This is a genomic window from Streptomyces botrytidirepellens (assembly GCF_003721215.1).
Lineage (GTDB): Bacteria > Actinomycetota > Actinomycetes > Streptomycetales > Streptomycetaceae > Streptomyces > Streptomyces himastatinicus.
Genome location: NZ_RIBZ01000230.1, coordinates 23217 through 49360, shown reverse-complemented (window position 1 = coordinate 49360; position 26144 = coordinate 23217). Strand labels below are relative to the sequence as shown.

Annotated in this window: 7 protein-coding genes; 4 read left to right on the top strand and 3 right to left on the bottom strand. The window is 72.4% G+C overall.

The window, feature by feature from the left end:
- Positions 1 to 68 precede the first annotated feature (68 nt).
- Genes asnB through EEJ42_RS17500 form a run of 4 tightly spaced genes read left to right on the top strand, consistent with a single transcriptional unit; the run spans position 69 to position 23030 of the window.
- A complete protein-coding gene (gene asnB, locus EEJ42_RS52870) occupies positions 69 to 2012 on the top strand; it encodes an asparagine synthase (glutamine-hydrolyzing) (RefSeq protein WP_246096834.1) in 1944 nt (647 codons plus the stop codon).
- Positions 2009 to 20896, top strand: coding sequence for an SDR family NAD(P)-dependent oxidoreductase (locus EEJ42_RS17510; protein ID WP_246096832.1), 18888 nt, complete (start codon positions 2009 to 2011; stop codon positions 20894 to 20896). The genes asnB and EEJ42_RS17510 overlap by 4 nt, the downstream gene beginning before the upstream one ends.
- Positions 20896 to 21525 (top strand): non-oxidative hydroxyarylic acid decarboxylases subunit B, encoded by a 630-nt coding sequence (locus tag EEJ42_RS17505; RefSeq protein ID WP_184503140.1) that lies wholly within the window; start codon positions 20896 to 20898, stop codon positions 21523 to 21525. The genes EEJ42_RS17510 and EEJ42_RS17505 overlap by 1 nt, the downstream gene beginning before the upstream one ends.
- Positions 21526 to 21548: 23 nt before the next feature.
- On the top strand, positions 21549 to 23030 hold the full coding sequence (locus EEJ42_RS17500) for a UbiD family decarboxylase (RefSeq protein WP_123100852.1): 1482 nt from the start codon (positions 21549 to 21551) through the stop codon (positions 23028 to 23030).
- Here EEJ42_RS17500 and EEJ42_RS17495 read toward each other — a convergent pair.
- The 3 genes from EEJ42_RS17495 to EEJ42_RS17485 are packed head-to-tail and all read right to left on the bottom strand — an operon-like array spanning position 23027 to position 26138.
- The gene (locus EEJ42_RS17495; RefSeq protein WP_123100851.1) at positions 23027 to 24421 is read right to left on the bottom strand and encodes an LLM class flavin-dependent oxidoreductase; all 1395 of its coding nucleotides are present in this window, start codon (positions 24419 to 24421) and stop codon (positions 23027 to 23029) included. The two genes, EEJ42_RS17500 and EEJ42_RS17495, sit on opposite strands and share 4 nt — an antisense overlap.
- The gene (locus tag EEJ42_RS17490) at positions 24421 to 25254 is read right to left on the bottom strand and encodes a carbohydrate ABC transporter permease (protein ID WP_123100850.1); all 834 of its coding nucleotides are present in this window, start codon (positions 25252 to 25254) and stop codon (positions 24421 to 24423) included. Before EEJ42_RS17490 ends, EEJ42_RS17495 begins: the two co-directional genes overlap by 1 nt.
- On the bottom strand, positions 25251 to 26138 hold the full coding sequence (locus tag EEJ42_RS17485; protein ID WP_123100849.1) for a carbohydrate ABC transporter permease: 888 nt from the start codon (positions 26136 to 26138) through the stop codon (positions 25251 to 25253). The genes EEJ42_RS17490 and EEJ42_RS17485 overlap by 4 nt, the downstream gene beginning before the upstream one ends.
- Positions 26139 to 26144: the final 6 nt, after the last annotated feature.

The following is a 26144-nucleotide window of genomic DNA, read 5'->3' as shown; positions in this document are numbered from 1 at the left end:
GTAAGAGGACTGCCACTGCCATGTGCGGACTTGCTGGTTTCCTTTCCGCTGAACTCCAGGGTGATGCCGTGCCGCAGGTCATCACCTCGATGCTGTCACTCATTCACCACCGCGGCCCGGACGAGGCGGGGTACTACCTCGACGACGGCATCGCGATGGGGGCCGTCCGCCTGTCGATCATCGATATCGCCGGGGGCTCACAGCCGATGGCAGACCGCACCGGGCGGTACTGGATCTGCTTCAACGGCGAGCTGTACAACCACATCGAGCTGCGCGACGAATTACGCGGGCTCGGCCGGACGTTCCGCACCCACTCCGACACCGAAGTGGTGCTCCAGGCGTGGATCCAGTGGGGGCCCGCCTGCCTCACCCGCTTCAACGGCGCCTTCGGCCTGGCGATCCGGGACGCGGCCACCGGCGAACTCTTCCTCGCCCGCGACCGGTACGGCAAACGCCCGCTCTTCTACGCCGACCGCCCCGACGCGTTCCTCTTCGCCTCCGAGATGAAGGCGTTCCGCGCGTTCCCCGGCTTCCGCTTCGAGCTGGATCCCCGGGAGCTGGCGTCGATCTTCGCCGTCTGGACGACGCTGCCCGACCGCACCCCGTTCCGCGACATCCGCCAGGTCCCGGTGGGCGGCCTCCTCACCGTGCGGGGGGAACGGCGCACGCTGAGCACGTACGAACAGCTGCGCGTCGACGCGCCGCCGTTCACCGGAACCGAGGAGGACGCCGCCGCCTTCGTCCGCGAGGAGCTGCGCAAGAGCGTCGAGCTGCGGCTGCGCAGCGATGTCGAGGTCGGCGTCTACTTGAGCGGCGGACTCGACTCGTCCATCGTCACCAAGCTCGCCACCGACCTGTCCCGCAGCCAGGTGCGCACCTTCTCGGTGGAGTTCGAGGACAAGACCTTCGACGAGTCGGGCAGTCAGCGCAGCGTCGCCGCGCACCTCGGCACGCTCCACTCGTCGCTCGCCATATCGAGCGCCGACATCGCGGAGAACTTCCCCGCGGCGGTCTATCACGCCGAAGTTCCCGCCTTCCGCACCGCGTTCGTTCCGATGTATCTGCTGTCGCGCCATGTGCGGGACAGCGGAATCAAGGTGATCCTGAGCGGTGAGGGGGCCGATGAGGCGTTCCTCGGCTATTCGCTGTTCCGCGAGACCCTGCTGCGTACGTCGTGGAACGAGCTGTCGGACGAGGAGAAGGCGGCCAAGCTCGGCAGTCTCTACCCCGAACTCGGCCATTTCGGACCGGGCCACCGTAAGCATCTGACCGGACTCTTCAGCCAGTTCTCCACCGAGCGACTGCCGGGGCTCTTCTCGCACGAACTCCGCTACCAGAACGGCCGGTTCGCGGTACGGCTGCTGAAGGACCGCGACGAGCCGTTCGGGGACGTCCTCGACCTCGTCCGGACCACCCCCGGCTACGCCGCGCTGTCGCCGACCCAGAAGGCGCAGTGGCTCGAGTACAAGACGCTCCTCGCGGGCTATCTGCTGTCCACGCAGGGCGAGCGGATGGGCCTCGCGCACAGCGTGGAGAACCGCTGCCCGTTCCTCGACCCGGCCGTGGTGCGGGCGGCGGCGTCCGTGAACCTCGGTTACGACGACGGATTCCAGGAGAAGGCCATCCTCAAGAAGGCGTTCCACGGCGAACTGCCCCAATCCAGCCTCACCCGGCCCAAACAGCCGTATCGTGCACCGGGTGCCGCCGCGTTCAAGGACCGGCGCCCCGACTACATGGAACTGCTGCTCTCGGACACCGAACTCGCCCACCTCGACTGCGTCGACCCGGTCTTCGCGCGCAAGCTCGTCAACAAGGTCATGTCGACTCCCGATCCCGAGATCAGCACCAAAGAGGACCAGGCGTTCGTCTATCTGCTCTCCACCGCCGTCCTCAACCACCAGTACGTGCGGAACCAGGAGGACCGCGTGAGCGCGGAGCCCGCACCGCGCATGGAGATACGGACCGCTGTCGACCACCGTCTGTCCCGGCTGTCCGTCGGAGGAACGCGATGAATCCCGCCGCCATGCCGCCTGCTTCTGCCGATGACATCGCCGTTATCGGTCTCGCGCTGCGGCTTCCCGGAGCCGACACCCTCCACGAGCTGTTCGGCCATCTGACCGCGGGCCGCTCGCTCATCTCCGAAGTGCCGCCCGAGCGGTGGTCGAAGGAGCGCCATTTCGGCGATCCGCGGCGCGGCGCCGAAAAGACCAGCAGCGTCTGGGGCGGCTTCATCGACCACGCCGACTGCTTCGACGCCGCGTTCTTCCGCATCTCCCCGCGCGAGGCGGAGAGCATGGACCCGCAGCAGCGCTTCGCGCTCGAACTCGCCTGGAAGGCCATCGAGGACGCGGGATACCGGGCGAGCGAGTTCGCCGGGACCTCGACCGGCGTCTTCATGGGCGTGTGCCACGCGGACTACGCGGAGCTGATGGAACGCGACCGGGCGAAGACCGACGCCTATTTCCCCACCGGCACCGCCTATTCCATCATCGCCAACCGGGTCTCCTACTTCTTCGACTTCCAGGGCCCGAGCATCACCAACGACACCGCCTGCTCCAGCTCGCTGGTGTCCGTGTACGAGGCGGTGTCCGCCCTCCAGCGCGGCGAATGCGGGCTCGCCCTCGCCGGGGGCGTCAACCTGTGCTGGTCGCCCAAGCACTTCATCGCCTTCAGCCAGGCCGGGATGCTCTCCCGCACGGGCCGCAGCCGCGCCTTCGACCAGGACGCGGACGGCTATGTGCGCGGCGAGGGCGGCGCCGTCCTGCTGCTCAAACCGCTCGCCCGGGCCATCGAGGACCGGGACCCCGTCCACGCCGTCATCAAGGGCATCGCGACCAACCACGGCGGCCGGACCAGCTCCCTCACGGTCACCAACCCCGTCGCCCAGGCCCAGCTCATCGAGGGCCTGTACACCCGCGCCGGAATCCGCCCGGAGACCGTCACCTACATCGAGGCCCACGGGCCGGGCACGCCCGTCGGCGACCCGATCGAGATCATCGCGCTCAAGCGGGCGTTCCAGAACCTGCACGCGGCGCAGGGCACCGAGGCGCGCCCGGCGACTTGCGGGGTCGGCTCGGTGAAGACCAACATCGGCCACCTGGAGGGGGCCGCGGGCGTCGCCGGAATGGCCAAGGTGATCGCCTCCCTGGCGGGCCGGACCCTGCCCGCTACCGCCGGGTTCGAGGCGCAGAACAAGCTCATCAAGCTGGACGGCAGCCCCTTCTTCATCGTGCGCGACACCCAGCCGTGGGGCGATCCGGGGCGGCAGGACGGGCCGCTGCGGGCGGGCGTCAGCTCGTTCGGCTTCGGCGGTACGAACGCCCATGTGGTCCTGGAGGAGTACGTACGCGTACGGGACGACGACGAGCGCGTCGATGACGTGGCGGGCCCGGAGGTCGTGCCGCTCTCCGCCCGGACGCCCGCGCAGCTGCGCGAGGTCGCCCGGCAGCTGCGGGACCATCTGCGCACACCGCACACCGGTGACGGCGCGGCGCGGCGGCTCGCCGACATCGCGTACACGCTTCAGATCGGCCGCGAGCCGATGCCCGCGCGTGTCGCGTTCGTCGTCGCGAGCCTGTCCGAACTCGGCGCGTCGCTCGCCTCGTTCGTGGACGGCGCGCTCGCCGAGTCGGCGGTGCACGGGGACGCCCACGACACGCCCGGGCTGCTGCGCGCGGCGACGCGCTGGGTCGAGGGCGAGACGGAGACGGTCGACGTGGCCGCGGAGCATGACGGGTATGGGGAGCGGCGGCGCGTACGGCTTCCCACGTACCCCTTCGCGCGGGAGCGCCACTGGTTCCGGGGGCGTGAGGCGTCGGGGGAGGGGGATGCCGGTCCGCTCCGGCCATCTTCTGCGCTCGTCCAGCGGAACACCTCCGATGCGCACGAGCAGCGGTACAGCTCGACGTTCACCGGAGACGAACCCTTCCTCGCCGCACACCAGGTGCGGGGCGCCCGGGTGCTGCCCGCGGCCGCCCATCTGGAGCTGGCCCGGGCGGCGGTGCACGACGCGGCGGGCGCGGATGCCGCTGGCCTGCGGCTGCGCGACGTCACCTTTCTGCGGCCCGTGGTGGCGGACGACGACTCGCTCGACGTCCATGTGGGTCTCGTCCCCGGGGACGGGCGCGGCTTCGGCTACCAGGTCTACACGGGCGCGTCGGCGCACGACCCGTCGTGCGTGATCCACAGCCGTGGCACCGCCGAGGTGGGCGGGCTCGACACGCCGGAGCCGGTCGATCTGGCGGCGCGGCGTGCGGCGTGTGCGGCGCGGCGCGCGCCCGACGACGTCTACGCCGCGTTCCATGACCAGGGTCTGGAGTACGGCGCCGCGATGCGCGGACTGGCCGAGATCTCCGTCGGGACGGACGAACTCGTCGCCCGCATCGTCCGACCGGGCCCGGGGACGGGCGGCGTCCTGCCGCCGAGCGTCCTGGACGCGGCGCTTCAGGGATCGGTGCTGTTGCTGCACGAGGCGGCCGGCGGTGACGCACGGCCCCAGGGCCCGGCGCTCCCGTTCGCCCTGGAGGCCCTGGAGGTCCACGCCCCTTGCCCGGACGACACCTGGGCCTGGGTCCGCCGCCGCGCGGGGGCCGGTTCCCTGGACACGTTCGACATCGACCTGTGCGACGCGGAGGGCGTCGTCGCCGTACGGCTGCGCGGCCTGGTCCAGCGCCGGGCCCCGGTCGCGTCCAGTGGCGATACGTCCGGCGGCGGTGTGGGGTGTGTCGTCACCGCTGCCTGCCAGTGGGCGGACGCACCGCTCGGGGCGGCGTCGGGGCCGAGTGAAGGCGGCCCCGACGCGCAGAACCCGACCGTGCACGGCTTCATCGCCGGGGCCGGTCCGGCCGTGGGCGCGGGCGGCGACGGCTCGCTCACGCGCCTGCCCGACATCACCCGCGACCGCGTAGCCGACGGCATCGACGCCGTGCTGGGCGTCGTCTTCGGCCGCGTTCAGGAACTGATGCGGTCGCGCCCCCGGCACGCGCACCGTGTCGTCGTCCTCGTCGACGGCCGCGTACCCCGCCACTTCCACGCCCCGCTCGCCGGTCTCCTCCAAACCGCCGCCACCGAGAACCCCCTCGTCTCCGGGCGTGTCGTGCGCATCGCCGGGCTCGACACCGCCACGCCCGAGCGTGTCGCCGCCATCGTGGCCGCCGAGGCGGCCGACCCCGCGGGCGCCGGCGAGGTCCGGTACGCCCACGACGGCACCCGCCAGGAGTGGCGGCCCGTCGATGTCGACCTGGGCGAGGGACCGCGAGTCCCGCCGCTGAAGGACGGCGGGGTCTACTGGCTGACGGGCGGACTCGGCGGTCTGGGGCGGCACGTCGCGCGGTACTTCGCGCGCTCCGGCCGGGTCACCGTCGTCCTGAGCGGGCGGTCGGCGGCCGGGGCCGCGAGCGACGCGGCGCTCCGTGAGCTGCGGGCAGCGGGCGTGGACGCGCACTACCGGGCCGTCGACGTCGGCCGCCGGGAGGACGTGGAGCAGGCCGTCCGCGCCATCACCCGCGACCACGGCTCGCTCGACGGGATCGTGCACGCCGCGGGCGTGTTGCGCGACGGCTACCTCCTCACCAAGGACGCGGCCGAGCTGCCCGCCGTGCTGGAGCCGAAGGTGCGCGGCGCGGTGCACCTCGACGCCGCCACGCGCGACCTCGCGCTCGACTTCTTCGCCGTCTTCTCGTCCGTCGCCGGGGTGTACGGCAACCCCGGGCAAGGCGACTACGCGGCGGCGAACGCCTTCCTGGACGCCTTCGCCCACCATCGGCAGGCCCTGGTGGACGTGGGGGAGCGGACCGGGCGGACCGTCGCCGTCAGCTGGCCGCTGTGGGCGGACGGCGGGATGACGGTCGACGCCGTGACCCGCGAGTCGATGCGCAAACAGCGCGGCTGGGAACCCCTGCCGACGGAGGACGGACTGCGCGTGTTCGGCCGCGTGCTGGGCGACGCGCCCGGGCATGTCGTCGTCGCGTACGGCTCGGACGCCACGCTCTCGCCCGCGCGGCGCGACGAGCAGCGACCCGCCGCACCCGCAACTGCCGACGCACCGGCCGTCACACCGGCGGGCGGTGACCTGACGGAGCCGACCGAGGAACTGCTGACGCGGATCCTCGGCGAGGTGCTGCACCACGATCCCGCCGCGATGGACTCCACGGTCAACCTGGTCGAGTACGGCATCGACTCGCTCGCCATCCTGGAGACCACCGCGCGCCTCGAAGAACTCTTCGGCCCGCTACCGAAGACGATCTTCTTCGAGTACGTCACCATCGAAGGCGTCGCGGGCTACTTCCTCGCCTCGCACCGCGCGACGCTGGAGACCATCCTGGGTGCGGAGGCCCAAGCCGAAACCCCCACCGAGGCCGTATCCGCATCCGCATCCGTAGCCGTCACCGAGGCCCCGGCCCCGGCAGCCCCGGAGCCCCGCCCGCGCCGCGATGACGACGACTACCACGACATCGCCGTCATCGGCATCTCCGGCACCTACCCCGGCGCCGACACGATGGACGAGCTGTGGTCGCTGCTCGAAGAGGGACGGCACGGTTTCGAAGAGGTCCCGCGCGACCGCTGGGACCACGACGCGATCTACAGCCGCGACCGCGCCGTCCTCGGCAAGAGCTCCATCCGCACGGGCACGTTCCTGCGCGGCATCGACGCCTTCGACCCCCGCTACTTCCGCATCTCCAAGCGCGACGCCGAGCACATGTCGCCGGAGGTCCGGCTGTTCCTCCAGACCGGCGTCGAGGCGCTGGAGGACGCCGGGTATTCGCGCGAGACCATCCAGCGGCAGTACGGCGGCGACGTCGGCGTGCTCGTCGGCGCGATGAGCAACCACTACGGCCTCTACGGCTTCCAGAACAGCCTGACCCGGGGCTCCGCGGCGAGCGGCAGCTACACCGGCACGCTCCCCAACATGCTCTCGTACTTCTACGGGCTGACCGGGCCGTCGATCTTCCTGGACACCATGTGCTCGGGGTCCTCGGCCTGCATCCACCAGGCCGTGCAGATGCTGCGCGCCCGCGAGTGCCCGATGGTCGTGGCCGGGGGAGTGAACCTCCTCCTCCACCCGTACAACCTCATCTCCTCCTCGCAGGAGCACTTCACCACCGCGACCTCCGATGTGATCCGCAGCTTCGGGCTCGGCGCGGACGGCACGATCCTGGGCGAGGGCGTGGGGGCCGTCGTCCTCAAGCCGCTGGTCGAGGCCGAGCGCGACGGCGACCAGGTGTACGCGGTCATCAAGGGCACCGCGCTCACCAACGCGGGCGTACGCAACGGCTTCACCGTGCCCAGCCCCCACGCGCAGGCGCGGGCGATCGAGAAGGCGATCGACGACGCGGGCGTGGACCCGCGGACGATCAGCTACGTCGAGGGGCACGGCTCGGGTACGTCGCTCGGCGACCCGATCGAGGTCAAGGCGCTCACCGACGCGTTCCGCAAACACACCGAGGACACCCAGTTCTGCGCCCTCGGCTCGGTCAAGTCGAACCTGGGGCACCTGCTGCACGCGGCCGGAATGATCGGCTTCGCGAAGGTGATCCTCCAGCTCCGGAAGGGCAAGCTGGTGCCCTCCCTGCACAGCGACGAACTGAACCCGGACATCGACTTCGGCGGGACCCCGTTCCGCGTTCAGCGGGCACTCGGGCCATGGGAACCGGCGGCGGTCAGGGCCGCCGACGGGCGTGTCGTCACCCATCCCCGACGCGCCGGAATCACCTCGATCGGCGCGGGCGGGATGAACTCGCACATGATTCTGGAGGAGTACGCGGGACGGCCCGGCGACGTGCGCGATGTCCGCGACGGACGCGACGAGTTGTTCGTCTTCTCGGCGATGACGGATGCCGCGCTGGACACCTCCCTCGCCCGTTTCCGCGCGTATCTGACCGAGGCGGACGAGTCCGATCTGCCGTCGATCGCGTTCACGCTGCGCGTGGGCAAGAACGAACTCCCGCGGCGGTGGGCCTTCTTCGCGGCCGACACGCGCGGCGCCATCGAGGCCATCGACCGCTACCTGGCGGGCGACCGTGACCTCACCACCGCGCTGAGCAGCGACGATCCACGAGCGGCGGCCGCACGCGACCTCGGTACGGTCTGGGCGGGCGGCAAGAGCGTCGATTGGGCGCGGCTCGGCGACCCGCGGCGGCTGGGGCGTGTCTCGCTCCCCGCTTATCCCTTCGACCGCGTGTCGTGCTGGGTGACTCCGGAGCCCGGCGCGCCGAGCGTGCTCGCGCCCCTCGCCCTCCGCGACAAGCTCCACCCGTTCCTGGGCCGCAACGCATCCGATGTCGACGGGCTGCGCTACACCCTCGACGTCCACCTCGACGACCTGCTCGACTACGGATACCAGCGGGGCAGGGAACGGGACATCGTCCCGGCGTTCGCCCTGGACGTGGCGCTCGCAGCCGCGCGGATCTCCGGACTCGCCGCCGATCCGGCCGCCGTGCGGGTGCGCGACCTCCGTGTCCTCGGCCCCATCGAGTGGACCGCCACGGAGCGTCTGATCACCACGCTGGACACGACACGCCCCGAGGCGGCCCGGGGCGCGGTGTTCGCCGAGGACGCGTCGGGGACGCGTAGGCGAGTCGTGGAGTTCGACGTCGGCGCGGACGGCACGCCCGGCCCCGCGATGCCCCGCGCTTCCCTCCGCTTCGACGCCGTACGCACCCTCGACCAGCCGCAGACGCTCGCCGAACTCGCCGACGGCGGGCTCGACTACGAGCCCATGCTGTGCGGGATCGACAGTGCGCTCTGGCTGCGGGACGGACGGCTGGTGCTCATGCTCACCGCCCCCGAACTCCAGCGGGATCGCACCAAGCCCCACGTCACCCTCGCCCCGCATGTCCTCGCGGCCCTCGACCAGGGCGCGCACCTCGTGGCGAAGGACGCCGGGATGCCGTACTGGGAGCGGCAGACCTGGCGGCACGCCGCCGACGTCCGCCTCCACACCGGCGCCCCGGAGGTGGCGTACGCCGTGCTCGACCTGGCCGCCGAAGGCGGCGCCCTGGCCGGGAGCATCACGCTGCTGGGGCCCGGCGGCGAGGTCGCGGTGGAGCTGACGGGCGTGCGCTACGGGGACCACGACGCACCCGGGCAGGACGTGCCCCGTCAGGTCGTGCCCCGTCAGGTCGTGCCCCGTCAGGACGTACCCCGGCACGACACACCGCGCGACGGCGGAATCGTCTCCTTCGTCGTGGACGAACTGCGCGGCATCGCCTCGGGCATCCTCAAGTTCGACGCGGACGAGCTGGACGTCCACACGGGTTTCGACGCCTTCGGCTTCGACTCGATCTCGCTGGTGACCTTCTCGAAGCGCATCCACGAGCGGTTCGGCATCGACGTGAGCCCTGCGGTCTTCTTCGACGTCCGCACCTTCGACGCGCTGGGCCGCCACCTCGCCGAGGAGTACGAGCAGCCGGTCCGCGCCGCGCACGAGGCGCGCACACCGCAGGCGGTACGGGCGCCGCGCCGAGAGGTGGCGAGCGCCGCCGCGCCCGTGGCGAGCCCCGCCCCCGACCGGCGCGAGGACGACACGCCGATGCCCATCGCCGTCATCGGCGCGGCGGGACGTTTCCCCGGCGCGCCCGACCTCGACACCTACTGGGCGAATCTCCTCCAGGGCAAGGACTCGGTCGCGGAGTTCCCGGTCCACCGCTACGACGCCACCTACGCACGCATCGTGGACGAGGCCGACTTCCCGCGCCACGCGGGCGTCCTCGACGACGTGGACGCATTCGACGCGGGCTTCTTCCGGATCTATCCGCGCGAGGCCGAGCTGATGGATCCGCAGCACCGGCTGGCCCTCGAGACGGTGTGGGGCGCGCTGGAGGACAGCGCGTACACCCGCGCCGACCTCCCCACCAACACCGGGCTCTTTCTGGGCGTGTCGGGGACGGACTACGCCACGCTGCTCACCACGTACGGCGTGGAGCCGGACGCGTTCACCTCCACCGGAAACGCCCACTCGATGCTCGTCAACCGCGTGTCGTACGTGCTCGACATCCGCGGCCCGAGCCAGCCGGTCGACACCGCCTGCTCCAGCTCCCTCATCGCCGTCCACCGCGCCCTCGACGCCCTGCGCTCCGGCGCGTGCGATGTGGCGATCGCGGGCGGGGTGAACCTGCTGCTCAGCGTCGACACGTTCGTGAGCGCGCAGCGCGCGGGCATGCTCAGCCCGGACGGCCGGTGCAAGACCTTCGCCCGGGACGCGGACGGCTACGTACGCGGTGAGGGCGTCGGCGCCGTCGTCCTCAAGCCCCTTGCGGACGCGGAGCGGGACGGCGACGCCATCCTCGCGGTGCTGCGCGGCAGCGCCGAGAACCACGGCGGCCGGGCCAACTCGCTCACCGCGCCCAACGCCGACGCCCAGACCGAGCTGGTCACGGCGGCGCTGGGCGACCTCGACCCGGACACCATCGGCTACATCGAGACGCACGGGACGGGGACCGCGCTCGGCGATCCCGTCGAGGTACGGGCGCTGCAAGGCGCCTTCCGGCGGCTGGGCGCCGGGGACACGGCCGGCTGTGGTCTCGGCTCGGTGAAGTCCAACATCGGCCATCTGGAGGCCGCCGCGGGCATCGCGGGGCTGCTGAAGGTGATCCTGGCCCTGCGCCACGGGGTGCTCCCGGCAACCCGCCACTGCGCGGAGATCAACCCGTTCATCCAGCTGGACGAGGGCCCCTTCCACATCGTGCGCGAGAACGAGCCGTGGCCGCGCCCGCGCGACGGCGGCGGGGACGGCCGTGGCGCGGTCACGCCGCGCCGCGCGGGCGTCAGCAGCTTCGGCTTCGGCGGCTCCAACTGCCATGTGGTGGTGGAGGAGTACGTGCCCAGGACCATCGAGCGCGGCCACCGCGGGCCGTCGGAGGGCGCGAGCGTCATCGTTCCGATCTCGGCCCGCACGGACGAACAGCTCCGGCAGGTCGCGAGCCGACTCCTCGCCTACGTCAGCGACCCCGGCCGGTCGGATGCGCTGCCCTCGATCGCCTGGACACTGCAAACCGGGCGCGAGGCGATGGAGCGGCGCGCCGCCTGGGTGGTGGCCTCGCGAGAGGAACTCGCCGACAGACTACGGGCGTTCGTGGAGCGCGGCGAACGCGGCGACGCGCCGGACGGTGACCTCGGGCGGTTGCTCACCCGCTGGACCGAGGGCGGCACCGTCGAGTGGCGCACGCTGTACGGGGCGGACACCCCGCTCCGCGCCCATCTGCCCACGTACCCCTTCGCCCGCGAGCGCTACTGGATTCCCGGCACCGACACCCCCGCCCAGACCGACACCGACACCGACACTGACGCCGACGCCGACGCCGACGCCGACGCCGACGCCGACGCCGACGCCGACGCATCGGCGCAGAGTCTCCTGCCCCTCATCGGGACGACCCTGCTCGTCCCCCGGTGGACCCCGCAGCCCGCACCGTCGGCGCCGCGCGAGCACACCTACGCCCGCCACCTGGTGATCCTGTGCGGAGCGACCACCACCGCGCGGGCCGCCGTCGAGCGACGGGTCCCGGGCGCCCGCTGCCACGCCGTCACCACGGCCAAGCAGCGCCTCGACAGCCGCTTCAGGGACGTCTCACGGCAGGTCTTCGAGGCCGTCCGCGACCTGGCCGCCGAGCCCGCCGAAGGCGGCGGGGCCACCCTCGTGCAGGTGGTGGTCTCGACGGACGGCGACGACGCGACCCAGCTGGCCCTCGCGGGCCTGCTGCGCACGGCGGCGCTCGAAAGCCCCCGGTTCATGGGCCAGGTGATCGGCCTCGACGGCGCCGCCACGGACGACGACACCGTGGCCACCCTCGTCGCGGACAACGCACCCGCCACGGACGGCGAGGTGATCCGCTACGACGACGGCGTACGCACCGTCCAGACCTGGGACGTCCCGGCCCCGAACGCGGCGGCGGGCATCCCGTGGCGCGCGGGCGGCAGGTACCTCATCACGGGCGGCGCGAGCGGCATCGGCGCCATCGTCGCCCGCCACATCGCCCACGGTGTGGAGCGCCCGACCCTCGTCCTGGTCGGCAGGCGGCCGAAGAACGGCCGCATCGACACGCTCCTCGACGAGCTGCGCGCCGCCGGTGCCGTGGCCCGCTACGAGCGCGCCGACATCTCGCGCTGGGAAGAGGTCCGCCACCTGGTCGCCCACGTCCGCGAGGAAGTCGGCGAGCTGCACGGCATCGTGCACTCCGCCGGTGTCATCCGTGACGCGACGCTCGCGAAGAAGACGGCGGAGGAGTGGGACGACGTCCTCGCGCCCAAGGCCGACGGCCTCGTCCACCTCGACCGGGCCACCGCGGGCGAACCGCTCGACTTCGTCCTCACCTTCTCCTCCGGCTCCGCCCTCACCGGCAACCCCGGCCAGGCGGACTACGCCACCGCCAACGCCTTCCTGGACGCCTTCGCCACGCTCCGCACCGCCCGCGTCGCCGCAGGGGAGCGCTCCGGGCGCACCCTGTCGATCGCGTGGCCGCTGTGGAAGGACGGCGGGATGGCGGTGGACGAGGCGACGCTCGCGTACCTCTGGCACAGCCGTGGCCTCGTCCCCATGGAGTCGGCCGACGGGCTCGCCGCCCTGGTCCGCGCGTGGCGGCTCGGGGCGGAGCGGGTGTGGGTGCACTACGGCGACCCGGGCCAGGCGCTGCACTCGGCAACGTTCAGCGCACCGGGCACACCGGCCCGTACGCGTAACACCGCCCCCGCCCCGTGGCCACGGCCGAGGCGCGCCGCCTCCGAGCGTGCCGGGCGCGAGGCGCTGCACCACCTCCTCGACCTCTTCGCACGCGTCACCAAGGTTCCGCGTGACGCCGTGGACGCCGACGAGCCGATCGGTGCGACGGGACTCGACTCGATCATGGTCGTGCAGCTCAACAAGGAGCTTGCCGCCCGGTACGGCGATGTCTCGAAGACCCTCTTCTACGAACACCCGACGCTGCGCGCGGTCGCCGGACACCTCGCGACGGAGCATGCGTCACCGGCCCCCGAGGACACCGCCCCCGAGGACACCGCCCCCGAGGACACCGCCCCTGTGGACACCGCCCCCGTGGAGACCACCACCGTGACACCCGACCCCGCACCGCGACCCGCGGCCCCCTCGCCCTCACCTTCGCCCTCGCCCGGGGTGCGGGAGCCCATCGCCATCATCGGCATGAGCGGCCGCTACCCGCAGGCCGAGAACATCACCGCCTTCTGGGAGAACCTCAAGGCGGGCCGCGACTGCGTCGGCGAGATCCCGGCCGACCGCTGGTCGCTGGACGGCTTCTACGAGCCGGACCGCGCGACGGCCGTCGCCACCGGCCGCAGCTACAGCAAGTGGGGCGGTTTCCTGGAGGACTTCGCGGCGTTCGACCCGCTCCTCTTCCAGATCGCGCCGCGCGACGCGTACGCCATGGACCCGCAGGAGCGGCTGTTCCTCCAGGCGTCGTGGGAAGTGCTGGAGGACGCCGGATACGCACGCGAGGAGCTGGCGCGCCGCCACCGGCGCCGGGTCGGTGTGTTCGCGGGCGTCACCAAGACGGGCCACGCCCGCCACGGTGTGCGGCGGCTGCCGTCGGGGGAGACGACGACCCCGGTGGTCTCCTTCGCCTCGCTCAGCGCCCGTACCTCGTACGTCCTCGATCTGCGCGGGCCGAGTCTGACGCTCGACACGATGTGCTCGGCGTCGCTCACCGCCATCCACGAGGCGTGCGAGCATCTGCACCAGGGCGCATGCGAGCTGGCCATCGCCGGTGGCGTCAACCTCTATCTGCATCCGCAGGACTACATCGAACTGTCCGGCTCCACCATGCTGTCCTCCGACGCGCGGTGCCGCAGCTTCGGCAGCGGTGGCGACGGCTTCGTACCCGGTGAGGGCGTCGGCTGCGTCCTGCTGAAGCCGCTCTCGCGCGCCCTCGCCGACGGCGACCGTGTGCTCGCGGTGATCCGCGGGACGAGCATCAACCACGGTGGCCGTTCCAACGGGTACACCGTGCCGAACCCCGGCGCCCAGGCCGAGCTGATCCGGGACGCGATGACCCGCGCCGGGGTTTCCGCCCGCGAGGTGGGCTACGTCGAGGCACATGGCACCGGTACGGAGCTGGGCGACCCGATCGAGGTGAAGGGGCTGACGCTCGCCTTCGGACAGGACACGGCGGACACGCAGTACTGCGCACTCGGCTCGGTGAAGTCGGCGATCGGCCACCTGGAGGCCGCCGCGGGCATCGCGGGGCTGACGAAGGCCGTACTCCAGCTGCGCCACGGACAGCTCGTGCCGAGCCTCCACGCCGAGGAGCCGAACCCCAACATCGCCTTCGAGCGGACCCCGTTCTTCGTCCAGCGCGAGCTGACGGCGTGGGAGCCGGACGGCCCCCGCATCGCGTCCGTCTCGTCGTTCGGCGCGGGCGGCTCCAACGCGCATGTGATCCTGGAGGAGTACGCCACCGAGCAGCCGCCTCCCACGGGCACGGCCGACGGCGCCGAGCACATCGTCGTCCTCTCGGCCCGTACGCCGGAGCAGCTGCACACCTCGGCCGGGCGCCTCGCCACGTTCCTCGACACCCAGGACGTCCGGCTGGCCGATCTCGCCTTCACCCTCCAGGTCGGGCGCGAGGCCCTGAAGGAACGGCTCGCGGTGGTCGCGGCATCGGTGCCCGAACTGCGGGACGCGCTGCGTGCGTACGTGGACGGCGGTGGCAACAGCGGCGACGGGGCACCGGGCGTGTACCGGGCCACCGCGGGACACGCACAGGGCGCCCTCGCCGAGATCGCCGCCGACGACGACCTCCGGGAACTCCTGGTCCAGCGCTGGGCCAGGGCCGGTAAGGCGGCCAAGCTCGCGGCCCTGTGGGTCGAGGGCGTGGAGCCCGACTGGCATGCGCTGCACGCCCCGGCGATGCCGCGGCGGATCGCGCTGCCCACGTATCCGTTCGCCAAGGACCGGTACTGGGTCGGGGACCTCGATCCGGTGGCGGACATGGCACCCGTGGCCCTCGAACGGCCCACCGAGCAACCCATCGAACCGGCCGCGGCCGCCCCGCAGGAGCCGCTCGAAGCGCAGGTGGCCCGCGTGGTGCGGGACAAGCTCGCCAAGGCGCTCGCGATGCGGGAGAGCGAGGTCGAGGGCGGCCACGCCTTCGCCGACTACGGACTCGACTCCATCCTCGGCGTCCGCCTCGTCCACGAACTCAACGAAACCCTCGCGCTCGACCTCCCGACGAGTGTCATCTACGACCACAGCACGGCGGACCGCCTCATCGCCCACATCCTGGGCGCCCACCGTCCCGTCGTCACCCGCACCGAGCCCCGACCGGGCCCGGCCACGACACCGACACCGCGCACCACACCACCCGCAACGCCACGACCGCCGATCGCCATCGTCGGTATCAGCGGCCGGTTCGCCGGATCCGACTCCCCGGCCGACCTGTGGGAACACCTCGCGGCGGGCCGTGACCTCGTCGGCGAGGCCACCCGCTGGGATCTGAAGGCCACGGACACCGGCGCGGCGAAGCGCTGCACACGCGGCGGATTCCTCGACCACATCGATGAGTTCGATCCGCTGTTCTTCAACATCTCCGGCGTCGAGGCCGCCATCATGGACCCGCAGCAGCGGCTGCTGCTCGAGGAGTCCTGGAAGGCCCTGGAGGACGCGGGATACGCGGGCCACCGGATGAGCGACGTCCGCTGCGGCGTCTACGTCGGCTGCTGGGACGGCGACTACCAGGAGCTGCTGGGCGAGGACGCGCCCGCCCAGGCCTTCTGGGGCAACACGGCCTCGTTCATCCCCAGCCGGATCTCCTACTTCCTCAACCTCAAGGGCCCCGCCATCGCGGTGGACACCTCCTGCTCCAGCTCCCTCGTCGCCATCGACCTGGCCTGCAAGGACCTGGCGTCGGGCGAGACCGCGATGGCGCTCGCGGGCGGTGTGTACGTCCAGTCGACACCGCGGCTGTACGACCTGGCCGGGCGCGCCGGGATGCTCTCGCCGACCGGCCGCTGCCACACCTTCGACCACCGCGCCGATGGTTTCGTACCGGGCGAGGCGGTCGGCGCGCTGGTGCTCAAGCGGCTGGACGACGCCCTCGCCGACGGGGACCACGTCTACGGCGTGATCCGCGCCTCGGGCGTCAACCACGACGGCGCGACCAACGGCATCACCGCGCCCAGCTCCGCGTCCCAGGAGAGCCTGCTGCGCGAGGTGTACGACGCGTACGGCATCGACGCGGAGCACATCCAGCTCGTCGAGGCGCACGGCACGGGCACCAAGCTGGGCGATCCGATCGAGTTCCAGGCGCTCACCCGGGCGTTCCGCGAGGAGACCGACAAGGCGGGTTACTGCGCCCTGGGTTCGGTGAAGACGAACCTCGGCCACACCCAGCACGCGGCGGGTGTCGCGGGTGTCGTCAAGGTGCTGCTGGCGCTGAAGCACCGCCAGATCCCCGCCTCCCTGCACTTCGAGACCGCCAACGAGGCGGTGGCGCTCGACGGCAGCCCGTTCTACGTGAGCACCCGCACCCACCGCTGGGACACGGCCCCGGGTGTGCCGCGGCGCGCCGTGGTCAGCTCGTTCGGCGCGAGCGGCACCAACGCGCACCTCGTCATCGACGAAGGGCCCGCCCCGGCGCGGGTCCCGGCGCCGCGGCCCGCGTACCTCGTCGTCCTCTCGGCACACTCGCGCGACCAGCTCGCCCAGCAGCTGACCCGGCTGGCCGCCCACCTCCGCCGCGAACCCGCGCTCGACTGCGGCGACATCGCGCACACGCTCATCGCCGGGCGCGAACACTTCGCACACCGCTTCGCCTGCGTGGTCCGCGATGGCGAGGAGCTGGTCCGGGTCCTGGACGAAGGGCTCGGCGGGGCGCGCGCGTTCACCGGAGAGGCGGTGGCGGCGAGCGGTACGGGGGACGGCACGGACGGCACCCGGCTCGGCGAGGAGGCCCTGCGGCGCTGCTCCGGCGGTACGGCGCACACCGACGCACCGCTCGCCTACCGCACGGATCTGGAACTGCTCGCCGAGCTGTTCGTCCAGGGCGTGGCGCTCGACTACGCCGCGGTGTTCCCCGAGGCCGCGCGGCGCCGGGTGCCGCTGCCGACGTACCCGTTCGCCCGCGAGCGCCACTGGCCGACGACGGCCGAGGCGGCGACACCCGCCCCCGAAGTCCCCGCCGTACGCCACCCCATGATCCCCCGGCCCGCACCCGACGCGGACGGCGGCCACCGCGCCACGGCCACACTGACCGGTGAGGAGTCCTATCTGCGCGACCACACGGTCCACGGCCGCCGGACCCTGCCCGGGGTGGCCCACCTCGAAATGGCGCGGGAGACCGCGGTCCACGCGCTCGGCGCGACCGCCACCACCCCGCTGCGGATGCGCAACGTCACCTGGGTACAGGCGCTCGCCGTCGAGGGCGCGCCCGTGGACGTCGAGGTCCGGGTGAAGCCGGTCCGGGACGGCGGTGTCTCCTTCGAAGTCGCCTCCCGGACCGCCGAGTCGTCCGTCCACAGCGAAGGCCGCGTCGCGCGCTCGGACACCCCGCGCCCGGCGCCCCTCGACCTCGCGTCCCTGCGCGCCGACTGCCCGACCACGGTGTCCGCGGCACGCGTCGCCGGTGCGCTGCGGACCATGGGCATCGTGCACGGCGCGTCGCTGCGCGCCATCGAGGAGGCGTACGTCGGCCCCGGCGTCGTCGTCGCCCGGCTCGCCCTCCCCGACGCGGCCGACGGCTCGGACGGGCCGGACGGGCCGGACGCGCCGTACGTCCTGCACCCGGCCATGATGGACTCGGCCATCCAGGCGTCGATGGCGCTGCACCTGGCCGAGGGGGAGGGGCCCCGGGACACCGCGATCCCCTTCGCGCTCGACCGGCTCGAACTCTTCGCCCCGTGCACCTCGGCGATGTGGGCCGTCGTCCGCGTCGCGGACGGCGCGCAGCCGGTCACGGCCCTCAGCAGGCTCGACATCGACCTCGTGGACGACACCGGCGCGGTGTGCGTGGCCATGACCGGCTACACCTCGCGCCGGGTGCCCGAGCCGGTGCCGTCGCTGTACGCGCCCGTGTGGGAGCCGCTCGCGCCCGCCGCGTTCGGCGCGCCCGTACCGTCCGGCGCGGACCGCGTCCTGGTCGTCGGCGGCACCGCAGAACAGCAGGCGGCGATCACCGCGCAGTGCCCGCACACCACCGTGTGGAGCCTCGCACCGGACGCGTCGATCGACGAGGTGGCCGACGCGCTGCAAGCCGCCGGTCCGCTCGGCCACCTGGTGTGGATCGCGCCCGACACCGGTGTGGAAGTCACCGACGCGGTCGGTCTCGTCGCCGCCCAACAGGACGGTGTCCTCGCGGCCTTCCGCATGGTCAAGGCGCTGCTGCGGACCCGGCACGACGCCCGGTCGCTGGGCCTGACCCTGGTCACCCGGCGCGCCGTCCCGGCCCATGCCACCGATGAGATCCGGCCCGTCCACGCCGGGCTGCACGGCCTCTTCGGCTCACTCGGCCAGGAGTACCCGAACTGGACCGTCCGCCGGCTCGACCTGGACGGCGACACCGCGTGGCCCGCGGATCTCACCGCACTGCCCGCGCATTCACACGGCGACACCTGGGTGCGCCGCGCCGGTCAGTGGCTCGGCCGCCGACTGGCCCCGTGCGAGGCGGCGGCCACCGCCACCGGGCAGCGCTACCGCGAGGGCGGCGTCTACGTCGTGATCGGTGGTGCGGGCGGTCTGGGCGCTGCCTGGACCGAGCATGTGGTCGAGCGCTACGGCGCGCGGGTCGTGTGGCTCGGACGCCGTGAGCACGATGCGGAGATCGACGCCAAGCTGGGTGGCATCCGGGGCCGGGGCGAGGTCAGCTATCTCGCCGCCGACGCCACGGACCCCGCGGCCCTGGCCCGCGCCCACGCCGAGGTCATCGAGCGGTACGGGCGGATCGACGGAGTCGTGCAGGCGGCCCTGGTGCTCCGCGACCAGGGCCTCGCCACCATGGACGAGGACACGTTCCGCGCGAGCCTGGCGGCCAAGGTCGACGCGAGCGCGGCCATGGCGGCGGTGTTCGCCGACGACGACCTCGACTTCGCCCTCTTCTTCTCCTCGATCCAGTCGTTCACGACCGCGGCCGGACAGAGCAACTACGCGTCGGGGTGCACCTTCGCCGACGCCTACGCCCACGCCCTGTCCGGGCAGTGGCCGGGCCCGGTGAAGGTGATGAACTGGGGCTGGTGGGGCAGCATCGGCAGCGTCGCCTCCGACTTCCACCGCGAGCGCATGGCCCGCTGGGGGCTGCTGTCCATCGAACCGCCGGAGGCCATGGCCGCGCTCGACACCCTGCTCGGCGGCCCGCAGCAGCAGCTCAGCTACGTCAAGCTCACCGAACCGGACGCGCTCCGGCCGATCGACCCGGCCACCCGCCTCACCGTCTACGAACGCGACCCGGCCGCCCGCATCCCCGCCGACGCCCTGATGGCCCGCTCCGGCCTCGCCGACAGCCAGGAGATCCTGCGGACGGTGGCCGACTGGCGCGCCGAGCGCGACGCCCTGCTCGGCCGCATGACCCGCGGCCACCTGACGGCCATGGGCGTCGTACGGGACGGCGAGACGTACGACGCCAACTCCGGTCCCGGTGCCGACCTCACCGCGCTCCGCGCACGCGGCGGCATCCTCGACCGGTACACCACCTGGCTGGAGCACGCGCTGCGGACGATGCCCGCCACGGCCCCGCCGCTCGACGCCCTGAACCAGGAGTGGAAGGAGCGCTGCGCCGAGTGGTCCGCCGACCCCGACAAGCGGGCCGAACTGCGGCTCGTCGACGCCACGCTCGCCGCCCTGCCCGACATCCTGACCGGCCGCACCCGGCCGACCGACATCATGTTCCCGCGCGGTTCCCTCGAACTCGTCGAGGGCTGCTACAAGAACAACCGCGTGGCGGACACCTTCAACCGCGCCATGGCCGACGCTGCCGTCGGCGTGGTGTCCGAGCGGCTGCGCCGTCACCCCGACGCGCGGTTGCGCATCCTGGAGATCGGCGCGGGCACCGGCGGCACGAGCGTGGGGCTGTTCGCGGCGCTGCACCCCTACCAGGACCACATCGAGACGTACACGTACACCGACCTGTCGAAGGCGTTCCTGAACCACGCGCAGAGCGAGTACGGGCCCGACGTCCCGTACCTGGACACCGCGCGCCTCGACGCCGAACAGCCGCTCGCCGGGCAGGGCATCGAGGTCGGCGGCTACGACCTCGTCGTAGCCGCCAACGTCCTGCACGCCACCCGGGACACCCGTACCACCCTCCGCAACGCCAAGTCGGCCCTGCGCGACGGTGGTTGGCTGCTGCTCAACGAGCTGTGCTCGTTCGATGTGTTCAGCCACCTCACCTTCGGGCTGCTGGAGGGCTGGTGGCTGTTCGAGGACGCGTCGCTGCGCATCCCCGGCTCGCCCGCGCTGTCGCCCGAGAGCTGGCGGGACGTCCTCCACGGCGAGGGGTTCCTGTCGGTGGTCCTCGTCCTGCCGCAGGCCCGGGCGCTCGGACAGCAGATCATCGCGGCCGAGAGCGACGGCGTCGCCCGCAGGCCGGTGCCCGTGGCCGACGCCCACCCCGCCCCCGTACCCAACGAGCCCGTGGCCGTCGAGCCCACGCCTGATGAGCCCGCCGCGGCCGGTCCCTCCGACGAGGCCCGTGCCGCGACGATGGTGGCGTACCTGAAGGAGAAGGCCGCCGCCACGCTGAAGATCCCGGCGGAGAAGATCGATCCGTCGGTGTCGCTCATCCACTACGGCATGGACTCGATCCTCGTCCTCCAGCTCGCCAACGCGCTGCGCGAGGACTTCGACGACGTCTCGCCCACCCTCCTCTTCGACGCCGAATCGGTCGACGAGCTCTCTGCCCACTTCCTCGACACCTACCGCGACCGCGTCGACGCCCTCGTGCTCCGACGCCACCAGGAGGCGTGATGGCACTGCCGATGGACGACCCCGCGCCCGCCAGGATCGTGGTGGGCATCACCGGCGCCACCGGGGCCGTGCTGGGCGTGCGGCTGCTGGAGCGGCTGCGCGAGCACGGCGGGGTGGAAACCCATCTGGTGATCAGCCGTTGGGCGCGCTCCACCATCGAGTACGAGACCGCGATGAGCGTCCGCGAGGTGGCCGCGCTCGCCGACGTCACCCACACCCCGGAGGACCAGGGCGCGGCCATCTCCTCCGGCTCCTTCCGCACGGGCGGCATGGTGATCGTCCCGTGCAGCATGAAGACCCTCGCGGCGATCCGCATGGGCTTCGCCGACGGACTGGTGGCCCGCGCCGCCGACGTCACCCTGAAGGAGCGCCGCAAGCTGGTGCTGGTGCCCAGGGAGACCCCGCTGAGCGACATCCACCTGGAGAACATGCTCGCGCTGTCCCGCATGGGCTCGGTGATCCTGCCCCCGATGCCCGCCTTCTACCAGCACCCGGAGACGGCCGGCGACATCGTCGACCACACCGTGACCCGCGTGCTCGACCAGTTCGGCATCGACACGCCCAAGGCCGTCCGCTGGAACGGGATGCGCGACGCCCGACAGCACGCCCGACCCCGACCCCGATCCTGACTCCGAGGCGAGGACGAAACCCCATGAATCACTTGTCCAGTCTGCGCGACTACCTGGACGCCCTGGCCAAGCTCGACGATCTGCGGGTCATCGACGACGAGGTGGACGCCGAGCTGGAGATCGGCGCGATCGCCCGCTACGCCACCGAGCACCGCGCCCCGGCCCATCTGCTGTCCCGCATCCGGGGTTTCACGCCCGGCTTCCGGGTCCTCACGGCGCCCGCCGCGTACAGCAGCGTCCCGGACACCCCGTACGCCCGGGTCGCGCTCTCCCTCGGGCTCGACCCGGACACCCGGCCGCTGCGACTGCTGGACGGGCTGGTCGCCGCCCAGTCGGCCGCCCCCGTCCCGCCCGTCACGGTGGCGTCGGGCCCCTGCCAGGAGAACGTCCTGCTCGGCGCGGACGCCGACCTGACCCGCTTCCCGTTCCCGCTGCTGCACCACGGCGACGGCGGACGGTACGTGAACACCATCGGCACCTTCGTGCTGCGCAGCCCCGACCGCCGCTGGACCAACTGGGGCCTCGCGCGGGCCATGCTGCACGACGCCCACCGCATGGCCACCTTCACCGGTTCGCCGCAGCACATCGGCGTCATCGACGACATGTGGCGCGAACGCGGCGAGCGCACCCCCTTCGCGCTGGTCCTCGGCGCCGAGCCCGCCGTCCCGTTCGTGTCCACCATGTCGCTGCCCGAGGAGGTGGACGAGGCCGCCTACCTCGGCGCCTACTACGGCCGCCCGGTGGAGCTGGTCCGCTGCCGGACCGTCGACCTGGAGGTGCCCGCCACCGCCGAGATCGTCATCGAGGGGTACATCAACCACGACGAGCTGATACCGGAAGGCCCGATGGGCGAGTTCGCGGGCTACGTCCCCGACTGGCAGGTGGAGCTGCCCGCGTACACCGTCACCGCCATCACCCACCGCGACGACCCGATCATGCCGGTGGTGTGCGCGGGCAAGCCGGTCGACGAGGACCACACCCTCGTCGGGCTGACCCACTCCGCCCGCTGGACCCACTACCTGCGCGAGGCCGGACTGCCCATCGCCGCGTCCTGGATGATCCCGGAGACCGCGGTTCACGTCCTGGCCGTCACCGTCGACCGCGACTGGCGCGAGCGCACCGGCTTCACCTCCTCCGAGCAGCTGTGCCGGGCCATCGGCGAGGCGTGCGACGCCTTCCCGCACGGCGGCTGGTGGGTCACCCGCATCATGGTCCTCGACCACGACATCGACCCCACCGACCTGCGCGACGTCCTATGGGGCTTCGCCACCCGCTCCCACCCCACCACCGGCATCCACGTCCTCCCCGACACCGCCATCATGCATCTGATGGTGTGCTACACCGACGAGGAGCGGGAGACCGGCCGCGGCCCGACCGTCCTGTTCGACTGCCTCCGCGAGGACGACCTGAACATCGCCTCCTTCGCCGAGAACTACCCCCAGGCGGTCCAGCGGCGCACCCACCAACTCCTCGCAGCCGCCCGCCCGTTGGGGGACATCGGCTAGCCGCGCGCCGCCCTCCGCTCCGCCGCCGCGAGGGCGCGGTGGCGGGCGGCCGGGTGGTCGTCGGGGACGCGGGGGGTGCCCGGACCGTGGAGGTGTTCGCGGAGGGTGGCGCCCTCGTAGGAGTGGGGCATCCGGCCGCGGGCGCGGAGTTCGGGGACGACCAGGTCGACGAAGTCGGTGAAGGTGCCCGGGGTGGTGGCGTAGGCGAGGTTGAAGCCGTCGATGTCGGCTTCCTCGACCCACCGTTCGAGTTCGTCGGCCACCGTGTCCGGGGCGCCGACGACGACCGGGCCGATGCCGCCGATGCCCAGGTAGCGGGCGACCTGGTCGGGGGTCCACTCGCGGGACGGATCGGCCGTGGAGAAGATGGCCAGGGCGGAGCGGACCGCGTCGGTGTCCACGTACGCCAGCGGCTCGTCCGGGTCGAGGGTGGACAGGTCCAGGCCGCTCCAGCCGCCGTAGAGGGCGAGTGCGCCCTCGTACGAGGCGTACGAGGCGAGGTCGGCGTGCTTGGCGCGGGCCTCCTCGTCAGTGGGCGCGGTGATCGCGGTGAGCAGGATGTAGATCTTCACGCCGTACGGGTCGCGGCCCTCGGCGGCGGCCCTGGCGCGGATGTCGTCCACGACGCGGCGGGTGGCCCCGGGGGTGACCGCGTTGATGAAGACGCCCTCGCCGTGGCGGGCGGCGAAGGCGCGGCCGCGCGGGGAGGCGCCCGCCTGGAAGACGACCGGGGTGCGCTGCGGGGAGGGTTCGCTGAGGAAGACGCCGGGGACGGAGAAGTGCTTGCCCTCGTGCGCGATGTCGCGGATCCGGGCCGGGTCGGTGAACAGCCCGCGCTCGGTGTCTCGGACCACCGCGTCGTCGTCCCAGGAGTACTCCCACAGCTTGTAGCAGACCTCCAGGAACTCCTCGGCCACCTCGTACCGGTCGTCGTGGGCGACCTGTTCGCCGAGGCCGAGGTTGCGGGCGGCGCTGGCCAGGTAGGAGGTGACCACGTTCCAGGCGATGCGGCCCTTGGTGAGGTGATCCAGGGTGGTGAGGGTGCGGGCGAGCTTGTACGGCTGCTCGTAGGTGAGCGACACCGTCACCCCGAAGCCCAGGTGGCGGGTGACGGCGGCCATCGCGGAGACCGCGGGCAGCGGATCGGACAGCGGGATCTGGGCGCCCTGGCGTACGGCCGCGTCGCGCGAGCCCTGGTAGACGTCGTACACGCCGAGCACATCGGCGATGAACAGCGAGTCGAAGCCACCGCGCTCCAGCAGCCGCGCCAGATCGGTCCAGTAGGACAGATCGGTGTAGCGGTGGGCCTGGTCGTCGGGGTGGCGCCACAGACCGGGCGACTGGTGGCCGACGCACGCCATGTCGAAGGCGTTGAGATGGATGCGGCGCATTACTTCACGGCTCCGGAGGACAGGCCGGCGACCAGCCACCGCTGGGCGGCCACGGCGAGGACGTAGACGGGCGCGATGCCGACCAGCGAGACGACGGCCTGCTGGCCGAACTCCACGTTCTTGTCGCCCTGGAAGAGGGACAGCGCCACCGGCAGCGTCTGCGCGCTGCTGTCCTGGGCGAAGCTCAGGGCGAACAGGAACTCGTTGTAGCTGAGGAAGAAGCAGATCAGGGCCGCCGCCGCGACCCCGGGCGCGATCAACGGCAGGACGATGCGGCGCAGCCCGGCCCAGGCGCCGAGCCCGTCGAGCCAGGCGGCCTCCTCGATCTCCCGGGGCACCCGCCGTACGAAGCCGTCCAGCAGCCAGATGGCCACCGGCACATTGGCGAGCCCGTCGACCAGGGCGAGCCCGGCCACCGTGTTGTTCAGCTGGAGGTTCCGCAGCAGGAAGAACAGCGGGAGGATGGCGACGACCGGGGGAGCGGAGTAGCTGGACAGCACCAGCGCCGCCAGCCGCCCGCCACTGCGTCCGGCGCGCGCGGTGAAGTACGCGCCCGGCACCGCGATCAGCAGCGTCAGCACCACCGAACCGGCCGCCACCGTCCAGGAGTTGGCCATGTAGCGGCCCAGGTCGATGGCGCCGAAGGCGTCGGGCCAGTTGCGCCAGAACACCTGGGACGGCAGCAGCCCGCCGTTGAGCACGTCGTCCCGCGACCGCAGGGACAGCGACACCACGTACAGCACGGGGACCACCGTGGCGAGGGCGATCAGCCCCAGCAGCGCCGTGAGCCCGGCCCTGCGGCGGCGCCGCGCCCCGATACCGGCCGCGCTCATACGGCCACCTCCTCATGTCGCTTGCGGCGCAGTGCCACCACGCTCACCACCAGGCCGATGACCAGCGAGAAGAGCACGGTGGCGGCGGCCGCGGAGCCGACGTCGAACTCCTGGAGGGCGGTGCGCTGGATGTCGTAGGTGCTGGTCGTGGTGGAGAAGCCGGGCCCGCCCGCGGTGACCACGTACACGATGTCGAACACCTTGAAGCCGATGACCAGCTTGAGCGTCAGCACGGACAGCAGGGTCGGCTCGATGTACGGCAGCACCACCGAACGCAGCGTCCGCACCCGGCCCGCCCCGTCCAGCGCGGCGGCCTCCCGCAGCTCGTCCGGTACGCCGAGCAGCGCGGCGTACGCCAGCAGCATCACGAACGGCGTCCACTGCCAGCTGTCGATGACGATCAGGGTGACGAAGGCGCCGGTGCCGCCGCCGAGCGGATTGACGCCGGGCAGTCCGAACGCGTGCAGTACGCCGTTGAGTGCCCCGCCGACCGGGGCGAGCAGCAGTTTCCACGCCACCCCGACCATGACGGGCGGGGTGACCAGCGGCAGCAGCAGAACCGTGCCCAGCAGCCCGGGGCGCGCCGCCCGCGCCCGCAGCAGCAGCGCGAGCGCGGTGCCCAGCACCAGCTGGACGCAGGCGGCGGCCACCGCGAACACCACGGACCGCCACAGCGAACCGCTGAACGACTGGCTCTCCAGCGCCGCGTGGAAGTTGTCGAACCCGGTCCAGCGCTGCAACGGCTGGGCCAGCGTGGAGCTGGTGAAGGCGAGACCGATGAGATAGACGAGCGGATAGGCGGCGAACACCAGCAGGAACACCACCGAGGGCGCGGCCAGCGCGCGCGGCACGCGGAAGCGCGGTACGTGAAAGGCCCGAGACACGCGCGA

What these genes read in the sequence shown, in the direction of transcription:
- EEJ42_RS17490 (WP_123100850.1), bottom strand. Translation starts at nt 25,254, where the DNA reads ATGAGCGCGGCCGGTATCGGGGCGCGGCGCCGCCGCAGGGCCGGGCTC.
- EEJ42_RS17500 (WP_123100852.1), top strand. Translation starts at nt 21,549, where the DNA reads ATGAATCACTTGTCCAGTCTGCGCGACTACCTGGACGCCCTGGCCAAG.
- EEJ42_RS17495 (WP_123100851.1), bottom strand. Translation starts at nt 24,421, where the DNA reads ATGCGCCGCATCCATCTCAACGCCTTCGACATGGCGTGCGTCGGCCAC.
- EEJ42_RS17510 (WP_246096832.1), top strand. Translation starts at nt 2,009, where the DNA reads ATGAATCCCGCCGCCATGCCGCCTGCTTCTGCCGATGACATCGCCGTT.
- EEJ42_RS17505 (WP_184503140.1), top strand. Translation starts at nt 20,896, where the DNA reads ATGGCACTGCCGATGGACGACCCCGCGCCCGCCAGGATCGTGGTGGGC.